Source organism: Streptomyces hainanensis, assembly GCF_004348415.1.
In the GTDB taxonomy this organism is placed as follows: Bacteria; Actinomycetota; Actinomycetes; order Streptomycetales; family Streptomycetaceae; genus Streptomyces; species Streptomyces hainanensis.
Window position 1 is genome coordinate 1 of the sequence record NZ_SMKI01000109.1, and the last position, 18135, is coordinate 18135.

Annotated in this window: 16 protein-coding genes and 1 pseudogene; 2 read left to right on the forward strand and 15 right to left on the reverse strand. The window is 72.2% G+C overall.

Going from position 1 to position 18135, the window contains the following annotated elements:
• The 10 genes and pseudogenes from E1283_RS38100 to E1283_RS12700 form a co-directional block, all read right to left on the reverse strand.
• Positions 1 to 226, reverse strand: a pseudogene (locus E1283_RS38100) (hypothetical protein); the annotation flags it as partial.
• A 630-nt stretch (positions 227 to 856) separates the two neighbouring features.
• On the reverse strand, positions 857 to 1960 hold the full coding sequence (locus E1283_RS12660) for a sugar ABC transporter substrate-binding protein (protein WP_132818089.1): 1104 nt from the start codon (positions 1958 to 1960) through the stop codon (positions 857 to 859).
• A 249-nt stretch (positions 1961 to 2209) separates the two neighbouring features.
• On the reverse strand, positions 2210 to 3385 hold the full coding sequence (locus E1283_RS12665; protein ID WP_132818090.1) for an ROK family transcriptional regulator: 1176 nt from the start codon (positions 3383 to 3385) through the stop codon (positions 2210 to 2212).
• A 169-nt stretch (positions 3386 to 3554) separates the two neighbouring features.
• Positions 3555 to 4499 (reverse strand): carbohydrate ABC transporter permease, encoded by a 945-nt coding sequence (locus tag E1283_RS12670; RefSeq protein ID WP_132818091.1) that lies wholly within the window; start codon positions 4497 to 4499, stop codon positions 3555 to 3557.
• A gap of 26 nt (positions 4500 to 4525) precedes the next feature.
• A complete protein-coding gene (locus E1283_RS12675; protein WP_132818092.1) occupies positions 4526 to 5545 on the reverse strand; it encodes a carbohydrate ABC transporter permease in 1020 nt (339 codons plus the stop codon).
• A 19-nt stretch (positions 5546 to 5564) separates the two neighbouring features.
• Positions 5565 to 6989 carry an N-acetylglucosamine/diacetylchitobiose ABC transporter substrate-binding protein gene (gene ngcE / locus E1283_RS12680; protein WP_132818093.1) on the reverse strand — a complete coding sequence of 475 codons (1425 nt, stop codon included), beginning with the start codon at positions 6987 to 6989 and terminating at the stop codon, positions 5565 to 5567.
• Positions 6990 to 7267: 278 nt separating this feature from the next.
• Complete coding sequence (gene acnA, locus E1283_RS12685) at positions 7268 to 9988, reverse strand: aconitate hydratase AcnA (RefSeq protein ID WP_132818094.1); 2721 nt, start codon at positions 9986 to 9988, stop codon at positions 7268 to 7270.
• Between the two features lie 254 nt (positions 9989 to 10242).
• On the reverse strand, positions 10243 to 10809 hold the full coding sequence (locus E1283_RS12690; RefSeq protein WP_132818095.1) for a DUF1697 domain-containing protein: 567 nt from the start codon (positions 10807 to 10809) through the stop codon (positions 10243 to 10245).
• A gap of 9 nt (positions 10810 to 10818) precedes the next feature.
• Positions 10819 to 11214, reverse strand: a complete 396-nt coding sequence (locus E1283_RS12695; RefSeq protein ID WP_132818096.1) for a GntR family transcriptional regulator — start codon at positions 11212 to 11214, stop codon at positions 10819 to 10821.
• Position 11215: 1 nt separating this feature from the next.
• Entirely contained in the window at positions 11216 to 12163 is a 948-nt protein-coding gene (locus E1283_RS12700) for a DUF1648 domain-containing protein (protein ID WP_132818097.1), read from the reverse strand.
• Positions 12164 to 12286: 123 nt separating this feature from the next.
• On the opposite strand from E1283_RS12700, the gene E1283_RS12705 reads away from it, so the two are divergent.
• Entirely contained in the window at positions 12287 to 13816 is a 1530-nt protein-coding gene (locus E1283_RS12705; RefSeq protein WP_132818098.1) for a helix-turn-helix domain-containing protein, read from the forward strand.
• A 49-nt stretch (positions 13817 to 13865) separates the two neighbouring features.
• On the opposite strand, the gene E1283_RS12710 is transcribed toward E1283_RS12705, so the two are convergent.
• From E1283_RS12710 to E1283_RS12720, 3 genes are read right to left on the reverse strand one after another with little or no spacing between them, the layout of a single operon-like run.
• Positions 13866 to 14750, reverse strand: coding sequence for a MauE/DoxX family redox-associated membrane protein (locus tag E1283_RS12710; protein WP_132818099.1), 885 nt, complete (start codon positions 14748 to 14750; stop codon positions 13866 to 13868).
• 16 nt (positions 14751 to 14766) lie between these two features.
• Complete coding sequence (locus E1283_RS12715) at positions 14767 to 15396, reverse strand: cell wall protein (RefSeq protein ID WP_132818100.1); 630 nt, start codon at positions 15394 to 15396, stop codon at positions 14767 to 14769.
• A 16-nt stretch (positions 15397 to 15412) separates the two neighbouring features.
• The gene (locus E1283_RS12720; RefSeq protein ID WP_132818101.1) at positions 15413 to 15838 is read right to left on the reverse strand and encodes an RlpA-like double-psi beta-barrel domain-containing protein; all 426 of its coding nucleotides are present in this window, start codon (positions 15836 to 15838) and stop codon (positions 15413 to 15415) included.
• A 224-nt stretch (positions 15839 to 16062) separates the two neighbouring features.
• Between E1283_RS12720 and E1283_RS12725 the strand changes: the two genes are divergently transcribed.
• Positions 16063 to 16338, forward strand: a complete 276-nt coding sequence (locus tag E1283_RS12725) for a hypothetical protein (protein WP_132818102.1) — start codon at positions 16063 to 16065, stop codon at positions 16336 to 16338.
• A 66-nt stretch (positions 16339 to 16404) separates the two neighbouring features.
• On the opposite strand, the gene E1283_RS12730 is transcribed toward E1283_RS12725, so the two are convergent.
• Together E1283_RS12730 and E1283_RS12735 are read right to left on the reverse strand one after the other, a co-directional pair.
• The gene (locus E1283_RS12730) at positions 16405 to 17379 is read right to left on the reverse strand and encodes a magnesium transporter CorA family protein (protein ID WP_132818103.1); all 975 of its coding nucleotides are present in this window, start codon (positions 17377 to 17379) and stop codon (positions 16405 to 16407) included.
• 73 nt (positions 17380 to 17452) lie between these two features.
• On the reverse strand, positions 17453 to 18135 hold a 683-nt coding region (locus E1283_RS12735; protein ID WP_132818104.1), incomplete at its 5' end, for a GNAT family N-acetyltransferase.

Consider the following 18135-nt stretch of genomic DNA (forward strand, 5'->3'; position numbering starts at 1 on the left):
GCACGGGCACCAACTGAAGCACCCCGGCGGCGGTGTTGATGGGTCCCCAGTCGGCGACCCCGTCCAGTGGGTCGGCCGCGCCGGGGGCCCGGTCGGCGCCGACCGGACCGTACGGGGCGAACGCACCCGCCGAGGCGCCGCAGGCGCCCCCCGCCCGGGCGGCGCCGCCGCGGGCCGGCGGCCCGGGCACGAGACCGCCGAACGCCCCGTCCGGACTGCCGCCCACCGGCCCAGCCGACACCGGCCACGCGCCGGAGGCCCGGCCACCGGCCCCAGGCCGGAACGACCCCGCCGGGGCGGCGCGGCCGCCACGGGTCGGAGGCCCGGCCCGGCCGGCCGGGCGAGGTGGCGAAGCCGCCCAACGGTCCAGCCGGCCTCGGCGGCAGAGCCGCCGGGGCCCCCGCCGGCCACGAGCCGGAGGCTCGCCCGGCCGGCCGCAGGCCGGCACCGACACGGCCGGGTGGCGAAGGCCCGGCCCGGCTGGCGCCAAGCCGGCGGGAACGACCGGCCGCGCGGCGGCCGACCGGCACGCCGGGCCCATCCGACGTGGGGCGGAGTCCCGACCCCGCCCCCACGGGCGTCGCGGCGCGCGGACGGATCCGGTCCCGGCCGAGCCGGACCGGCGACAAGCCGTCCCCGGCCGGCAAGGCCGCCCGAAGGCCCGCGCGGCGGAGCCGCGCGGGAGAACCCCGGCCACGGGCCGAAGCGCCCCGACGGCCGCGGCTGCCGGCTGGGCAGGCCCGCGCAGCGGCCCGGCGGGAGCCGCCAACGCGGCGGAGCCGCACCGGAGACGCCCACCCACCACGGACCTGGGCCCTCGCCCCGCCAGGGGCGAAGGGTGGGTGGGGCGAACCCGTCAGGTCAGCCCCGCGGCGGCGCACGCCTCCGCGTACTCGGCCGTGCAGATGTCCTCGACCGCGTAGTGCTCGTCCGCGATCACCGTGTCGGCGATGTTGTCGACCGTGACGGCGACGGGTTCGAGGAGGAGGGACGGGATGCCCTCGTTGGTGGCGCTGTCGACCGAGTCGGGGGCGAGGTCGTTGAGCGCGTCGCCCCGCAGCAGGCGGATCGCCATCTCGGCGGCGGCCTCGGCCTCCTCGCGGAGCGCCTTGTAGATGGTGTACGTCTGCTGGCCGGCCACGATCCGCTGGAGGCCCGCGAGTTCGGCGTCCTGGCCGCCGACCGGGACGTCGGTGATGCCGGCGGAGTCGAGGGCGGTGAGGACGCCGGCCGCCATGCTGTCGTTGGCGACGTAGACGGCGTCGAAGCCGTCCTCGCCGACCGACTCGATGGCCGTGTTCATCTCCTCGTTGGCGACGGCCGCGTCCCAGCCCGGGATGTCCTGTTCGAAGACGACCTCGGCGGCGTCGTGCAGCACCGAGTGCGCGCCGGCCTTGAACTGGGCGGCGTTGGGGTCGGTGGGCGAGCCGTTGATCATGACGACCCTGGCGCCGTCGGCGGAGTCGCCGAGCGCGGAGAGCAGGGCCTCGCCCTGGAGTTCGCCGACGCGCTGGTTGTCGTAGGAGACGTACGCGTCGATCGGGCCCTCGGCGAGCCGGTCGTAGGCGACGACGGGGACGCCCTCGGCGGCGGCCTGCTCCACCCAGGAGGCGGTGGCGGTGGCGTCCACCGGGTCGAGGATGATCACGTCGACGCCCGAGGTCAGCATGGCCTCGAACTGCTGCCCCTGGGTGTTGGTGTCCTCACGCGCGTTGGAGTACTGAACCTCGCAGTCGGCGCAGAGTTCCTCGATCTGGGCCGTGATGTACGGCCGGTCGAACGCCTCGTAGCGGGTGGTGGCGTCCTCGGGGAGCAGCAGACCGATGGTGCCGCCGCCCTCGTTGGGGCCGGCGTCGGTCTCGTCGTCGTCTCCCCCACCCGCCTCGCCGCAGGCGGCCAGGGCGACGGCCAGGGCGACGGTCGTGACTCCAACGGCGGCACTTCGCAGTAATTGACGCATGGTGTTGGCTTCGCCTTCCGGTAGGGCAGCAACTCCGCGGCCTCGGGTCGGCAGAGAGCTAACTCCCCGGTATTCGTGTCGTCAATACTTGAAGCATGCGTCAACCGAACCGAGACTTTTGATTACTCGGGTCACGCCTGTTTAGCTTCGGAATTCACGGGAACAACGACCGACTTTCGCATTTCGCTTGCCCGTTCGGGCATTTCGCGTCGTGCCGGCGCCCGTTTCCCGCCCGCTCGGGGCGGCGGCTCAGGAGGCCGGGCCGAGCAGCATTCCGTCGCCCATTTCCCGCAGCACCAGGGCCAGCGCGCCGAGCACCTCGGCGCGGCCGCCGAGCGCGCCCGGCACCAGGGTGAGTTGGCGGGCGGCGCTGGGTATCGCGTAGCGGCCGACGGAGTCGCGGATCGGGCCGAGCGCGATCTCGCCGGCCTCGGCGAGGTCGCCGCCGAGCACCACCCGGCTGGGGTTGAGCAGGTTACACAGCTGGGCGACACCGGTGCCGATGTGGCGGCCCACGTCGGCGACGACGCGGCGGCAGCCCGGGTCGCCCTCGCGGGCGAGTTGGACCACCCGGTTCATGGTGAGGTCGGTGCCGTGGCTGGCGTGCAGCAGCGGCAGCACGTGCCGGGCCGAGGTGAACGTCTCCAGGCAGCCGCGGTTGCCGCAGCGGCAGACGGGGCCCGACTCGTCGAGCGTGATGTGGCCGATCTCGCCGGCCGTGCCGCCGGGGCCGCGGTAGATCTGGCCGGCGATGACCAGGCCGGCGCCGACGCCGCTGGCCACCTTGATGTAGGCGAGGTCGCCCGCGCCGCGGCCGCTCCCCCACACGTACTCGCCGAGCGCGCCGAGGTTGGCGTCGTTGTCGACGTGGACCCGCACGCCCGTCCGCGCCTCCAACTCCTCGCGCGGGTTGGTGCCGCGCCAGCCGGGGAGGATGGCGGTGGAGCCGAGCGCGCCGGTGGCCACGTCGATGGGGCCCGGCACACCGAGCCCGATGCCGATGATCTTGGCGCGGTCGACGCCGGCCACGGTGAGCAGCCGGCCGACGAGCTTCTCCGCGCGGTCGAAGCCCTGGTCGGCCGAGGAGTCGACGTCGAAGGGCTCGGCCTCCTCGGCGAGCACCTGGTGGGCCAGGTTGCCCACGGCGACGCGGAGGTGCGAGTGGCCGAAGTCGACGCCGACGACGATCCCGGCGTCGGTGGAGAGCGAGACGCTGCGGGCGCGCCGGCCGCTGGCCGAGGTGGTGCGCACCTCGACGGTGCCGAGGCCCTTCAACTCCCGAACGATGTTGGAGACGGTCGCGGCGGACAGGCCCGTGGTTCTCGCGATGTCGGCCTGGGTCAGCGAGCCGGCCGCGCGCACGGCGCGGACCACGCGCTCCAGATTGGCCCGGTGCAACGAGGACTGCGACCCCGGAGTCTCCACGGATCACTCCACTTCCGGTCTCCCGGGCGGGCACCGCTGTGGACCCGCCGGCCGCCCCGGCAGCGCGGCCCGCGCCCACTATATGAACTCGGGGCCCTGTGTGGGGGAACAGCGGGGAAACCGCTTGCACCCCCACCGGGGCGTGGGATAAGGCGGACTACCGGAGAGTTCAGCGGAGCGCTCCGGCGGTGAGGCCGGACTGGACCTGTCGTTGGAAGGTGACGTAGACGACGAGGACCGGGAGCATCGACATGGTGACGCCGGCGTAGAGCGCGCCCCAGTCGCCCTCGTAGCCCTGCTGCACCATCAGCGCGGCGAGGCCCTGGGGCAGCACGGCGTCGTCCGAGTCGCCGACGTTGAGCACCCGGGGTAGCACGAACTGGTTCCACTGGCCGAGGAAGTTGAAGATCCCGATGCTGATCAGCCCGGGTCTGGCCATCGGCATCATGATCTGGAAGAAGGTCCTGGTGTGCGAGGCGCCGTCCAGGGCCGCGGCCTCCTGCACGCCGCCCGGCAGGGTGCGGAAGAAGGAGACCAGGAAGAAGGTGGTGAACGGTAGCGAGTAGGCGATGTAGACGATGATCAGGCCCTGCCGGGTGTTGAGCAGGCCGAAGTTGTTGAGCACGAAGAACAGCGGCACGAGGGCCAGGAAGACGGGGAACATCAGCCCGCCGGTGAAGAGCAGGTAGACCGCCCGGTTGCCGCGGAAGCTGTAGCGGGCCAGCACGTAGGCGGCCATGGAGCCGAGCAGCATCGTCCCGGTCAGCGAACCGGCGAGGACGATCAGCGAGTTGACGGTGTAGCGGCCGATGTTCGCGTTGGTCCAGGCGTGGCTGAAGTTGTCCCAGCTCAGCTCGGTGGGCAGGCCGAAGGGGTCGGCGACGACGTCGGCGTGCGGGCGGAGGCTGGAGATCACCACCCAGAGCACGGGCCCGGCCGCCATCAACGCCCAGAGCACCAGGAACGAGTGGGCGAAGACGTTGAGCACGCCGCCGGCGACGTCGCGCCGCTCGGGCCCGTCGTCGGTCGGGGGCCCGGCGCCGCCGGGTCCCGCGGGTGGGCTGTCCTGGCGCGGGTCGGTGCTGGTGACGCTCACGATTCGGGTTCTCCTCATCTCCCGGGACGGCCGCACGACGCGCCCTACAGTTCGACTCGTTCGCGCCGGCCCACCAGCATCATCACCAGGGCGAAGACCAGGGTGAGCAGGAACAGGGCGACGCCGATGGCGGTGGCGTAGCCGGCCTGGGCGTCGCGGAACGCCTTCTCGAAGAGGTAGCTGGGCAGCACGTCCATGCCGTGTTCGGGGACCATCACGTCCACCAGTGCGAAGGCGTCGAGCGCCTGGATGCCCATGTAGATCCAGCCGGTGCGGACGGTGTCCCAGGTGAGAGGGAGGGTCACCCGGAAGAAGGTCACGGCGCGGCCGGCGCCGTCGAGCAGCGCGGCCTCGTAGATCTCGCCGGGGATGGAGCTCATGGAGGCGGAGAACAGCACCACGTAGAAGCCGACGAAGGACCAGCACAGCACGGCGAGCACGCACCAGACGGCCACCTCGCCGCCGAGCCAGCTCTCGCGCTCCCAGGAGCCGAGTCCGACGGCGCCGAGGCCCTCGTTGAGCAGCCCGGTGGGGCTGTAGATGCGGGCCCAGATGACGGCGATCACCGCGATGGAGATCACCTGGGGGAAGAAGTAGACGACCTTGTAGACGCGTGATCCGGGGACACCGCCGCCGCCCCCGCCGCCGACGCGCCGGCCGCCGACGTTGACCATGTAGGCGAGGAAGAGGCCGAGGGCGAGCGTGATCAGCGGGGCCAGGACGAGCAGCAGCAGGCTGTTGACCGTCGAGTCCCAGAACTTGTCGTCCTCGATCATGCGTTGGTAGTTGTCGAGCCCGGTGAAGGTGTAGGTCGCGCTGTAGCCGGTCCAGTCCGTGAGCGAGTAGAAGAACGCCTGCAGGAACGGCGAGACGACGAAGATCAGGTAGACCAGCAGCGGCAGGGCCAGGAACCAGGCGATGAACCGGCGTTGGTCGAGCTTCCGGTAGCGGCGGTCGCGCCGCACCCGGTCCGGGGTGAACCGGGGCGGCACGAGGAACGCCACCGTGAACAGCAGTCTGTCGCGGGGGGTCAGTCGCTCCTGGCCCCGCGGGGAGTCCTTCATACCGCCCCCTGGATGCGGGTCAGGTGTGCTGGAACTTCTGGATGGAGTCGTCCTGGGCCGTCGCGTCGGCGGCGCGCTGGCAGCGGTCGATGGCCTCGTCGGGCTCGATCTCGCCGGCCATCATGGCGGCCATGGCGCCGCCGATCTCCTCGTTGTTGAGCTGCCGGTACCAGTCGGGCAGCCGGGAGCTGACGAGGTTGTCGCCGGCGGCGCTGAGGATCTCGGAGGCGCTGGTGAGTCCTGGCGGCAGCGACAGGCCGTCGGCGGCGCCGCGCACCACGGTGAGCGAGGAGACCAGTTCGGTGAAGTTCCGCGCCGACTCGCGGCCGAGCATGGTGCGCAGGAACTCCAGGCCGCCCGGGACGTTGTCGGCGGCGGCCGGTACGAAGAAGGGCTCGCCTGGCGAGGTCCAGAGGGTGCCGAACGGCATGGCGTCCGAGGCGTCGAGCCCGGTGGGCGGGCCGACGGCCATGTCGAAGTCGTCGGGCGTGGTGGCCGCGGCCTCGTTCTCCACCCAGGTGGCGTTGGGGATGAACAGGGCGCGGCCCTGGGTCCACTCGGTCTGGGACTCCTCGTGGGTCATGCCGGGGCTGCCGCGCAGCACGTAACCGCGGGCGGTCAGCTCGTAGTAGGCCTCGAAGGCGGCGCGGACCGCGTCGTGGCGCCAGGCGTTGGGCTCCAGGTTGTCGAGGGCCTGGAGGACCTCGACACCGCCGATCTTGGCGATGAACGGGTAGAGGGTGAACTGGAGGTAGTAGGGATAGACGCCGGTGTAGGTCCAGCCGGCGATGCCCTCGCGCTTGGCGGCCTCGCAGACGGCCAGCATCTCGTCCCAGGTCTGCGGGTACTCGGCGCCGATCCGCTCCAGCGCGGTGCGCGAGTACCACTGGCCGTAGACGTGCAGCGCGTAGTTGAGGCGGTAGCAGGACTCGCTGCCGAACTGGCCCATCTCGACGGTGCCGGGCATCAGGGTGTCCCGGACGGTGACGGACGGGTCGTCGAGCGAGGGCGCGTCGAGCAGTTCGGTGAGGTCGTGCACCTGGTCGTTGCGGATCAGGGCGGCGATGTCCATCGCCTGGGCGCCGGAGTTGTCGATGACGTCCGGCGGGTCGCCCTGCACCATGCGGGGTTGGAGCAGGGACTGGATCTCCTGCGTCTTGGTGTGGTCGACGGTGCCGAACCGCTGCTGGTAGAGGGCCTCGGCGTCGATCGCGTACTGGTCGCCGAAGCCGCCGTCGAAGATGACGACCTCCAGCTCGGTGTCGGCGTCGACGCCGAACGGGTTGTCGGTGGTGCTCTCTCCGCGCTCGGCGCCTTCGCCGTCGTCGCTGCCGCCTCCGCTGGCGCAGGAGGTGAGCGCGCCGACCGCCGGGACGGCGAACAACCCCGCGGCGGCGGAGCCTCTGATCAGGGAACGGCGGTTGAGATATGGACCGGAATGCATGTTCAAGTCCTCGCCTTCGAGAGGGATCAGACGGTGGAGGCCGATCGGATCTCGACAGGTATAGTCCAATTCACTCGGGCTTGGAAGATCGCGTACCCCGATCGTGGGAGGCTTTTCCGAGTTGAGATCTCCACGACACACGACACGGGCCGCCCTCCGGAAAAAGGAGGGCGGCCCGTGCGTTTGACGACTTTGTGGCGACGGATGCGCCTATGTCGTCCGACCGATTGTCCGCGGTCGCCTGTTGATCTTGAATTGTGGATCTTGAATTGTCGATCTTACTTACGGATCAGGGAACGCAGCACGTACTGCATGATCCCGCCGTTGCGGTAGTAGTCCGCCTCGCCGGGGGTGTCGATGCGCACCACGGCGTCGAACTCCACGCCGGTGTCCGTGCCGACCCTGACGGTCTCCGGGGTGCCGCCGTCGTTGAGCGCGGTGACGCCGCTGAAGGAGAAGGTCTCCTCGCCGGTGAGGCCGAGCGAGTCCGCGCTCTGGCCGGCGGGGAACTGGAGCGGCAGCACGCCCATGCCGATCAGGTTGGAGCGGTGGATGCGCTCGTAGGACTCGGCGATCACGGCGCGGACGCCGAGCAGCGCGGTGCCCTTGGCCGCCCAGTCGCGGGACGAGCCCGAGCCGTACTCCTTGCCGGCCAGCACGACCAGGGGCACGCCGGCGGCCTGGTAGTTGCTCGACGCGTCGTAGATGAAGGAGACCGGTCCGCCGTCCCGGGTGAAGTCGCGGGTGTAGCCGCCCTCGGTGCCGGGCGCGATCTGGTTGCGCAGCCGGATGTTGGCGAAGGTGCCGCGGATCATCACCTCGTGGTTGCCGCGCCGCGAGCCGTAGGAGTTGAAGTCGCGGCGGACGACACCGTGTTCGGTGAGGTACTGGCCGGCCGGGGTGTCGGCCTTGATGGCGCCGGCGGGTGAGATGTGGTCGGTGGTGACCGAGTCGCCGAGCTTGGCCAGCACGCGGGCGCCGGCGATGTCGACGACCGGCTCCGGGTCCATGGCCATGCCCTCGAAGTACGGGGGCTTGCGGACGTAGGTGGACTCGGTGTCCCACTCGAAGGTGGAGCCGGTGGGGATGGCCAGCGCGTTCCACTGGGCGTCGCCGGCGAAGACGTCGGCGTAGCTCTGGCCGAACATCTCCTGGCCGATGGCGGAGGCGACGACCTGCTCGATCTCCTGCTCGGAGGGCCAGACGTCGCTGAGGTAGACGGGCTTGCCGTCGGGGTCGGTGCCCAGCGGCTCGGTGGTGATGTCGATCGTCATCGAGCCGGCGATGGCGTAGGCGACCACCAGCGGCGGGGACGCCAGGTAGTTCATCTTGACGTCCGGGTTGATCCGGCCCTCGAAGTTGCGGTTGCCGGAGAGCACGGAGACCACGGCCAGGTCGTTGTCGTTGACCGCCTGCGAGATCTCCTCGGGCAGCGGGCCCGAGTTGCCGATGCAGGTGGTGCAGCCATAGCCGACCAGGTTGAAGCCGAGCTTGTCCAGGTAGGGCGTGAGGCCGGCGCGGTCGTAGTACTCCATGACGACCTTGGAGCCGGGCGCCAGCGTGGTCTTGACCCAGGGCTTGCGGGTCAGGCCGCGCTCCACCGCCTTCTTGGCCAGCAGCGCCGCGCCCACCATGACGGAGGGGTTGGAGGTGTTGGTGCAGGAGGTGATGGCGGCGACGGTGACGGCGCCGTGGTCGATCTGGAACGTGCTCCCGTCGGCGGCGGTGACCGTGACCGGCTTGCTGGGCGCGCTGTTGCTGACGGCCGGCGCGTCGGAGGCGGGGAAGGACTCCTTGCCGGCCTCGTCGACGTCGGTGGCGGGCACGTAGACGCGCACGTCGTCGCTGAACTTGGCCTTGGCGTCGGAGAGCGCGATCCGGTCCTGGGGGCGCTTGGGGCCGGCGATCGAGGGGACCACGGTGGCGAGGTCGAGCTCCAGGTACTCGGAGTACTCGGGCTCGTGGGCCGGGTCGTGCCAGAGGCCCTGCTCCTTGGCGTACGCCTCGACGAGCGCGAGCTGCTGCGCGTCGCGGCCGGTGAGCCGCAGATAGCCGATGGTCTCGGCGTCGATCGGGAAGGTGGCCGCGGTGGAGCCGAACTCCGGCGACATGTTGCCGATGGTGGCGCGGTTGGCCAGCGGGATGGCCCCCACACCCTCGCCGTAGAACTCGACGAACTTGCCGACCACGCCGTGCCGGCGCAGCATCTCGGTGATGGTGAGCACCAGGTCGGTGGCGGTGGTGCCGGTGGGCAGCTCGCCGGTGAGCTTGAAGCCGACGACGCGCGGGATCAGCATGGAGACCGGCTGGCCGAGCATGGCGGCCTCGGCCTCGATGCCGCCGACGCCCCAGCCGAGCACGCCGAGGCCGTTGACCATGGTGGTGTGCGAGTCGGTGCCGACGAGGGTGTCCGGGTACGCCTGGCCGTTGCGGACCATCACGGTACGGGCCAGGTGCTCGATGTTTACCTGGTGGACGATGCCGGTGCCGGGCGGGACGACCTTGAACTCGTCGAACGCGGTCTGGCCCCAGCGCAGGAACTGGTAGCGCTCGCGGTTGCGGCCGTACTCGAGCTCGACGTTCTGCTGGAAGGCGTCCGGGGTGCCGAACTTGTCGGCGATGACGGAGTGGTCGATGACCAACTCCGCCGGGGCGAGCGGGTTGATCCGCGCCGGGTCGCCGCCCAGGTCGCGGACGGCCTCGCGCATCGTGGCCAGGTCCACCACGCAGGGCACGCCGGTGAAGTCCTGCATGATCACGCGGGCGGGCGTGAACTGGATCTCCTGGCTCGGCTGGGCGGTCGCGTCCCAGTCGCCGAGGGCGCGGATGTGGTCCGCCGTGATGTTGGCCCCGTCCTCGGTACGGAGCAGGTTCTCCAGCAGCACCTTCAGGCTGTACGGCAGCCGGGCGGAGCCCGCCACCTTGTCCAGCCGGAAGATCTCGTACGACTCGTCGCCGACCCGCAGCGTGCTGCGGGCGTCGAAGCTGTTCGCCGACACGACTGTCTCCTTCAACACATGTGTTCGCGCGTTTCTGCCGCAATGCTGCCGTCCGCACCCCGGGAAGGCTTGGTAAGGTGAGCCTAAGTAGCCTGCCCGGGCCGCGAGGCGGCACGCGCCGCGCCGTCACCAGATATCTCGATGTCGAGATAACTCTAGTACATGGCCGCGCCAGCGGCATGTACAGGCATGCCAGGACCGCCGAAACGGCATCGGCGGAGGGCCCGGCACGAGGCCCGGCACGGGGCTCGGCCTCAGCCGTCGCTCCGGTCGTCCGCGGCCAGCTGGTCGGTGAGCGAGACGAGGGTGGTCACGGTGCGCCAGTTGCGGGCGGTGGCGGTGACGTCGCGGCCCGGCCTGGACAACGCCTCGCCGAGCCTGCTGCGGCCCATCCCGTCGGGGAACCAGGCGAACAGTTCCCGCTCGCCGACCCGCAACTCGTCGGGCGCCCAGCGCTCCGGGTCCGTGTCCGCGAGCGGGTGGTCGGCCGCCGCGCGGGTGAGGAAGACGACCACGAGCCTGGCCGGGTCCAGTTCGGCGGCGGGGAACGGGCACCGCTCGACGGCGGCCCGCAGTTCGTCGCGGCCGAGCACCAGGCAGTCGACCCGGAATCCGAACCGCTCGGCGATCGCGTCCTCCAGCGCGCCGGACAACGCGGCGGGGTCGGTGGCCGGCGCGGTGAACACCGCGTTCCCGCTCTGCAGATGGGTGCGCGCCGCGCCGTGGCCGAGCCCGGTCAGCAGCCGCCGCAGCTCCGCCATCGGGACCTTGCGGTGCCCGCCCACGTTGATCCCGCGCAGCAGCGCGGCGTACGTCGCCATGCCGCCAGCCTAGAGTTCGGCACCGCGGGCGTCGGCCGGCCGCTCGGTGACGGCCAGGGCGCCCCGGAGCAGGGCCAGGAACTCCTCGTCGGTGAGGCCGAGTTCGCGGGCGTCGGCGACGAGCGCGCGGACGCCCTCGGCGAGCCGGGCCCGCTTCGCCGCGCCGGGGGCGGCGGTGACCACCGCGCCCCGGCCGCGCCGCAGTTCGATCAGGCCCTCGTCGCGGAGCCGCTGGTAGCCGCGCAGCACGGTGTGCACGTTGACGCCGAGCGACTCGGCGACCTCGCGGGCCGCCGGCAGCCGCTCGCCGGGGAGCGCCGCGCCGTCGGCGATCGCGCCCCGCACACAGGCCGCGATCTGCTCGCCCAGCGGCACGGGCGAGCGGGGGCTCACACGGAACAACATGTCAGCCGCGCGTCCCCTCGTGACGGTCGCGCAGCCCGTTGAGCAGCGCGGCGGCGGTGGTCGAGTCGTCGACGGTGACCACGAACTCGCGCCCGCCGGTCAGCCGGGCCGACAGCGCCTCGCCCGAGCGCAGCACCACCCCGCGTCGTCCCGGGCGGATCCGGTAGCCCCAACCACCGAAGTCCGCCGCCGCGTTGACCTCGACGCTGGTGGCGCTCACGATGCGGTCGAGCGGGACGGCGAGCCGGGGCCGGGGCAACAGCGTCGAGCCGACCGCCAGGCCGTGCCGGTCGACGGTGACCCGCACGCTGGCGGACACGGCGCAGAACAGGGCGACGACGAGCGGCACGAGCCCGGCCCACGGCGGGCCGAACAGCACCACCAGCATCCCCCCGAGGGCGCCGGCGCCGGCGGCGACGAGGACGACCCGGGAGACCATGGTCCGGCTCCAGGACGCCGACTCGCCCTCGGCCAGCGCCAGGGCGGGAACCGGCGGCTCCGCCGCGTTCGACGCGCCGGGCCCGACGACCCACCAGGCCAGACCGCCGACCGCGAGGCCGGCCAGCAGCAGCACGGCCACATGCCACATCGGCAGCCGTGCCGCCGCCGGGTCCGAGACGTCCGTGTTGATCAGCACGGTCATGACCAGCGGATACCCGAGTGTGACGGCCATGCCGGCGCCCACCGCCGCGGTCAGGCGCTGCCCGGAGGCATCCTTCGCCCGCAGCAGCATCAGGCTGAACAGCAGCCCCAGGCCGAGCAGCATGCCGCCGCCGAACCAGAGCGCGGTGGCCCGGCTCAGGTAGCCGTCGGCCTCACCGCCGCTCCCGAAGTGGGTGGCGAGCCGCTCGGGCAACCGGTCCTGGTTCGCCAGAAAGACGGCGCCGTAGGCCACGGCGGCGAGGCCGAACGGCACGGCGACCACGGCGACTCGTCGTGCGGTGCTCATGGCAGATCCCCCCTCTTGTTCGCATTAGGATAGAACAATCTAACCATACCCGGGGAGCCGCGCCCTCACTCGAACAGCCGATCTCGCGCGGCGACATCTCATATCTGAGATAGACTCGTGCACATGATCGACGACTACCTCGCCCGGATCGGACAGCTCATCCGGGACGCACGTCAGCATCGTGGCTGGACGCAACTCCAGCTCGCGGAGGCACTCGGCACCAGCCAGAGCGCGGTCAACCGCATCGAACGAGGCAACCAGAACATCAGCCTTGAGATGATCGCCCGCATCGGCGAGGCGTTGGACAGCGAGATCGTCTCGCTCGGCTACGCCGGCCCGATGCACCTGCGGGTCGTCGGCGGGCGCCGGTTGAGCGGGGCCATCGACGTCAAGACGAGCAAGAACGCCTGCGTCGCCCTGCTCTGCGCCAGCCTCCTCAACTCCGGCCGCACGGTGCTGCGCCGGGTGGCCAGGATCGAGGAGGTCTTCCGCATCCTCGAGGTGCTCAACTCGATCGGGGTGCGCACCCGGTGGATCAACGAGGGCGCCGACCTGGAGATCGTGCCGCCGGCCGAGCTCGACCTGGACGCCATCGACAAGGAGGCGGCGCTCCGCACCCGCAGCATCATCATGTTCCTCGGCCCGCTGCTGCACCGCATGGATCGCTTCAAGATCCCCTACGCGGGCGGCTGCGACCTGGGCACCCGCACCGTCGAGCCGCACATGATGGCGCTGCGCCGGTTCGGCCTCGAGGTCACGGCCACCGAGGGGATGTACCACGCCACGGTCAACAGCGGGATCGCCCCCGAGCGGCCGATCGTGCTGACCGAGCGCGGCGACACCGTCACCGAGAACGCGCTGCTCGCCGCCGCCCGGCACGACGGGGTCACGGTGATCCGCAACGCGTCGTCCAACTACATGGTCCAGGACCTGTGCTTCTTCCTGGAGCAGTTGGGGGTGCGGATCGACGGCGTGGGCACCACCACGCTGGCCGTGCACGGCGTGCCGGAGATCGACCGCGACGTGGACTACTCGCCCTCCGAGGACCCGGTGGAGGCGATGAGCCTGATCGCGGCCGCCGTCGTCACCGAGTCGGAGCTGACGATCCGCCGGGTGCCGTTGGAGTTCCTGGAGATCGAGCTCGCGGTGCTGGAGGGCATGGGCCTGGACCACGACCTGGGCCCCGAGTACAAGGCGGACAACGGCCGCACCCGGCTGGCCGACCTGACCGTGCGCCCCTCCAAGCTGGAGGCGCCGATCGACAAGATCCACCCGATGCCGTTCCCCGGCCTCAACATCGACAACGCGCCGTTCTTCGCCGCGATCGCGGCCTCGGCGCACGGCTCGACGCTGATCCACGACTGGGTCTACGACAACCGGGCGATCTACCTCACCGATCTCAACCGGCTGGGCGGCCGGCTCCAGTTGCTCGACCCGCACCGGGTGCTGGTCGAGGGCCCCACCCGGTGGCGGGCGGCCGAGATGATGTGCCCGCCGGCACTGCGGCCCGCCGTGGTCGTCCTGTTGGGGATGATGGCGGCCGAGGGCACCTCGGTGCTGCGCAACGTCTACGTGATCAACCGTGGTTACGAGGACCTGGCGGAACGGCTGAACTCGGTGGGCGCCCAGATCGAGACCTTCCGCAACATCTGAGCCGCCGGGCCGCCGGGTGGCCCGGTCGCCGGGCCTGAGCCGTCGGGCCTCAGCCGTCGGGCGGTTCGCCGGTGAGCAGTTCACCGGTGAGCACCCGGTCGGTCTCCCGGTCCACCACGCCGATCCGGATCGCCTGGCCGAGCGGGCGGTCCAGGTCGGCGGTGGCGTCCAGCGCGAAGACCACGGAGACCGGTCGCTCGCCGCCGCGGTCGGGGTCGGGTCGGGCGCCGGCGTAGTGCAGGATCCGCCAGCCGTCCTCCTCCCAGTGGTCGAGCAGCCCCGACCTGATCAGCGGCGCCGCCGTCTCCCAGGCGCGGGAGCGCTCCAGCAGCTCGACGGACGCGGCGAACGGCACCGGGCCGCCGGCCCGGGCGGGCGCGGCCGGCGGGCTGCCGAACAGCCGCCCCCTGAGCCGGCCGAGCGCCCGGCCGGCCGGGCGCCGGCAGAGCGGCGCGACGCCGAGGGCGAGCGCCGCACCGGCGGCGACCCGGTGGTGGGCGACCGCCGTCCACCAGGGCGTGGTGGCCAGCGCGGCGCCGGCGCCGGCGAGCGTCACGGCCCCGGCCCTGACGAACGCTCGCCAGGAGATCGGCGCCCGGTCGTTCGCGGCGCAGCCGCAGGACGACCCGGGTGCCGCCACCCTGGCCACGGTCAGATAGCCGAGGAAGCCCACGCCGAGCAGGGCCGTCGCCACGCCGGCCGCCGCCCGGCCGGGCCCGGCGAGCAGCCAGCACGCGAGGGCCAGCTCGGCGGCGCCGGTGGCGCGGAGCACGCCGGCGGCCCGGCGCGGCCCACCGACCAGCCGGGGCAGGGCGGTTCCGGCCGCCCTGGCGGGCAGCCGGCGGCCGGCGAACAGCTTGGCGGCGCCGGTCGCGGCGAGCGCCGCGGCGACCAGCGGCGGGCAGAGCGCCGCGACCGGCTCGATCCAGGACATGGTCGGCTCCCCTGCCTCAGTGGCCGACGGTGACGCGGATCACGTCGACCGAGCCGTCGCCCGGCCGCCAGGCGCCGAGCACCTGGGCGCGCTGGCCGATGCGCAGCCTGCCGAGGTCGGGCGTGAGCGCGCCGCCGGCGTAGCGGGCGGCGGTCTCCGGGCCGGTGTGGCCGACGAGTTCGCGGTGGTGGTGGACGAGGTGGATCCGGCTCCGCCGGAGGCCGCGGATCTCGGTGCGGAGGTTGACGATGTTGACCCAGACGGCGTCGGCGGCGACGGAGCCGTCCGGCATGGGCACGCCCCGCGCGTAGAGGCCGTCGCCGACCTCGACGGCGTCGGCGGTGGTGGGGCGGGCCTTCCAGACGCTGGTGGCGTTGGTGAGTCGGACGTGGTGGGTCGCGCCCGACCCGCCGGCCACGTACAGCAGGGTGCCCCGGACGGCGCCGATCCGGCCCGCCACGAAGACGCCGGTGACGGCCGGGTCGAGGGCGGGGCCGCGCGCCGCGAAGGCGGCGTCCGCGTCCAGGGCGCCCAGCGAGGAGGCGCCGACGATGGTGGCGCCGCCGAGCGCCGCCGAGCCGAGGAAGCCGCGCCGGCCGAGGCGGCGGGGCGGCGCGGTGTCAGGTCGGGATGTCGGGCTCACCATGACGGTTCGTCCCCCGCTACTCGGTGATGACGACGGGCAGCACGCCCGAGTCGAGGCTGCCGATGGCGGCGAAGGCGGCCGGGGTGAGGTCGAGCACCCGGTTGGTCAGGCAGACGCCGTCGCAGCACACCCCCTCGCCGCAGAACTCGTGGGTGCGGGGACCGCAGTCGCTGATCGTGACGGTGACGGCGGCAGCCGTGCACTGGTGGCTGACCGTCAGCACCGAGCCGCAGCCGCGCCGGGGGAGGTCGTGCTCGCCGCAGAGGTCGGGCCGGGTCAGCTCCCAGCACGACTCGGAGAGATGGGGCCAGGCGGCGTGGTTGCCGTCGGCCCGGCAGTCGCCGCAGGCGCCGCCGCCCGCCGAGCCGCAGGGGCCCCAGGACGGGCCGCAGCAGAACCAGGTGGACTCGCCGGCCCAGAGGGCGTCGGTCGCACGGGTCACGAGGGAAGTCCCTTCGGGAAAACCGGGTTCAACAGGGGAAAGGGGATCGCCGACATCCGTCGCGCTTCCCACGCATGACAACAGGACGCCAGGGAAGGACACGAGGTGATCACGTTCTCTTGCCAGTTCGCTCATGTTCGAAGCACCGCATGGAGCGGTCCGATCCGGGGGAGACAGTGATCACAGGACCGGTCAATCACCCGGCTGTGCAGAGGAGTTCCGTCATGGACCACGCGCTGGACAACAGGCTGGACAACAGGCTGGACAACAGGACCTCGCGGCGCACGCTGGCTCTCTTCGGTGCCACGCTGGTGCTCGCCGTGCTCGCCTCTCCGCTGTTCGCCATCTACGAACTGCTGATCGGCTCCCTCGGCCTGGTGGCCACCGGGTTGCTGGCCCGCCTGAGGGACGGCGCCGGCACGATGACGGCGACCGTCGTGTTCGCCGGCGTGCTGGCGGGCAGCCTGCCCTATCTGGCCGCCGCCCCCTTCGTGTTCTGACGGCCCCGTCCACCGCGCGCCCGGCCCCTCGCGGCCGGGCGCGCCGGCCGCCCGCCCGACCGCCGTTCACAGCCAGTCCTGCCGCTTGAAGGCGAAGAACAACAGCACCGTGATGACGACGATCAGGGCCGACGACGTCAGCAGCCCGACATGGTCGTCGAAGCCCGGATACGGCAGGTTCTGGCCGTAGAAACCGGTGATCGCCGTGGGCACGGCGATGATCGCCGCCCAGCTGGTCACCTGCTTCATGATCTCGTTCATCCGGTTGGCCTGGACGGCGAGGTTGGTCTCCATCACCGAGCCGACCAGGTCCCGGAGCGACTCCGTCCACTCGGTGGCCCGCAGCACATGGTCGTAGACGTCCTGGTAGTACGGCATCAGCGGCTCGGTGACGACGTGGAGCGTCGGCCGCATCAGCGTGTTGATGACCTCGCGCATCGGCAGCACCACCCGGCGGAACCCGACCAGCGACTTGCGCAGCTCGTAGGCGCGCCGCTGCACGTCCCTGACCACCCTCGGCCCCTCGGAGAAGAGCAGGTCCTCCAGGCCCTCGATGTTGTCGTCGAGCTGCTGGACGGCGACGAAGTAGCCGTCCACCAGGTGGTCGAGCAGGCCGTGGAGCAGGAAGCCGACGCCCTGCGCGGTCAGTTCCGGCGCGTCGTCCCAGCGGGCCAGCACGTCGCCCATGTCGATCCCGTCGTCCTTGCGGACGGTGATCAGCGCCTGGGGGGTGACGAAGACGGCGAGCTCGCTCGTCACGAGCTCGCCGCTCCGCTCGTCCATGGCGACGCCGTAGGCGCTCAGGAACTCGTGCGCGTGGTAGCGGTCGATCTTGGGCCGCTGCCCCTCCTTGCCCGCGTCCTCCAGGGCCAGCTCGTGGATGCCGAACGCCTGGCCGACCCGGTCGAGCACCTCGCGGCCCGGCTGGTGGAGATCCAGCCAGACCACCGAGTCGGGGTCGGCCAGGCACTCGGAGATGTCGTGTACTGGAAAGTCCTCCCGGACGAGGGAGCCACCGCGGTACAGCCGGGTGCGTGCCATGGGCCCGACTGTAGGGGCTGGTCCCCGCCAGGCCCGGTAACCGCCGGGCCAGGTCTTCTGGAGGCGCGGCGTCCTAGAGCCGCAGCGCGACCCGGTCGAGCACCGGGCGGTAGCCGATGCGCTGGTAGATGGCGTTGCTCGTCGGGTTGGCGAGGTCGGTGAACAGCACCACCTCGCCCGCCCCGGCGTCCAGCGCGCGCCGGCTGACGGCGGCGGTCAGCGCCGACGCGTAGCCGTGGCCGCGGTGTTCCGGCGGGGTGTAGACGTTGGCGACCCTGGCCTGCCCGGCGACCAGCCGGGTGAGGTGGGCCATGGCGACGGGGGCGCCGTCGGGCGCCGTCCAGATGTCGACGCCGCGGTGCGCGAGCCGGTCGTCGACGAGCGCGGCGACGGCCTGCGGGCTGGCGCCCGCGTCGCCGACGTCGTGGAGGAAGCCGTCGGTCCAGTCGATCAGCAGCGCCCGGTCCTCGGGCGTCGCGGCCCGGCTCCGGCCGGGCGGCGGCACCTGTGGCGGGCGGAGTGCGGCCAGCCGGTAGAGCCGTGTCTCGTGGTGGACGTCGGGCCGGCGGCCGGTGCGGGCGTGCCAGGCCGCGGCGAACGCGTCGCCGTCCTCGCGCGGCAGGAGTGCCTCGGCGGGCGCGGGATCGTCCGCCGCGAGCGCCTCGGCCAGGGCGGCCACGGCCTCGGCCGGCGCCCGGCTGACGTTCACCGGCCACGGCGGCGTCTCCAACACCGCGGCCGTCACCTCCCCCGCCG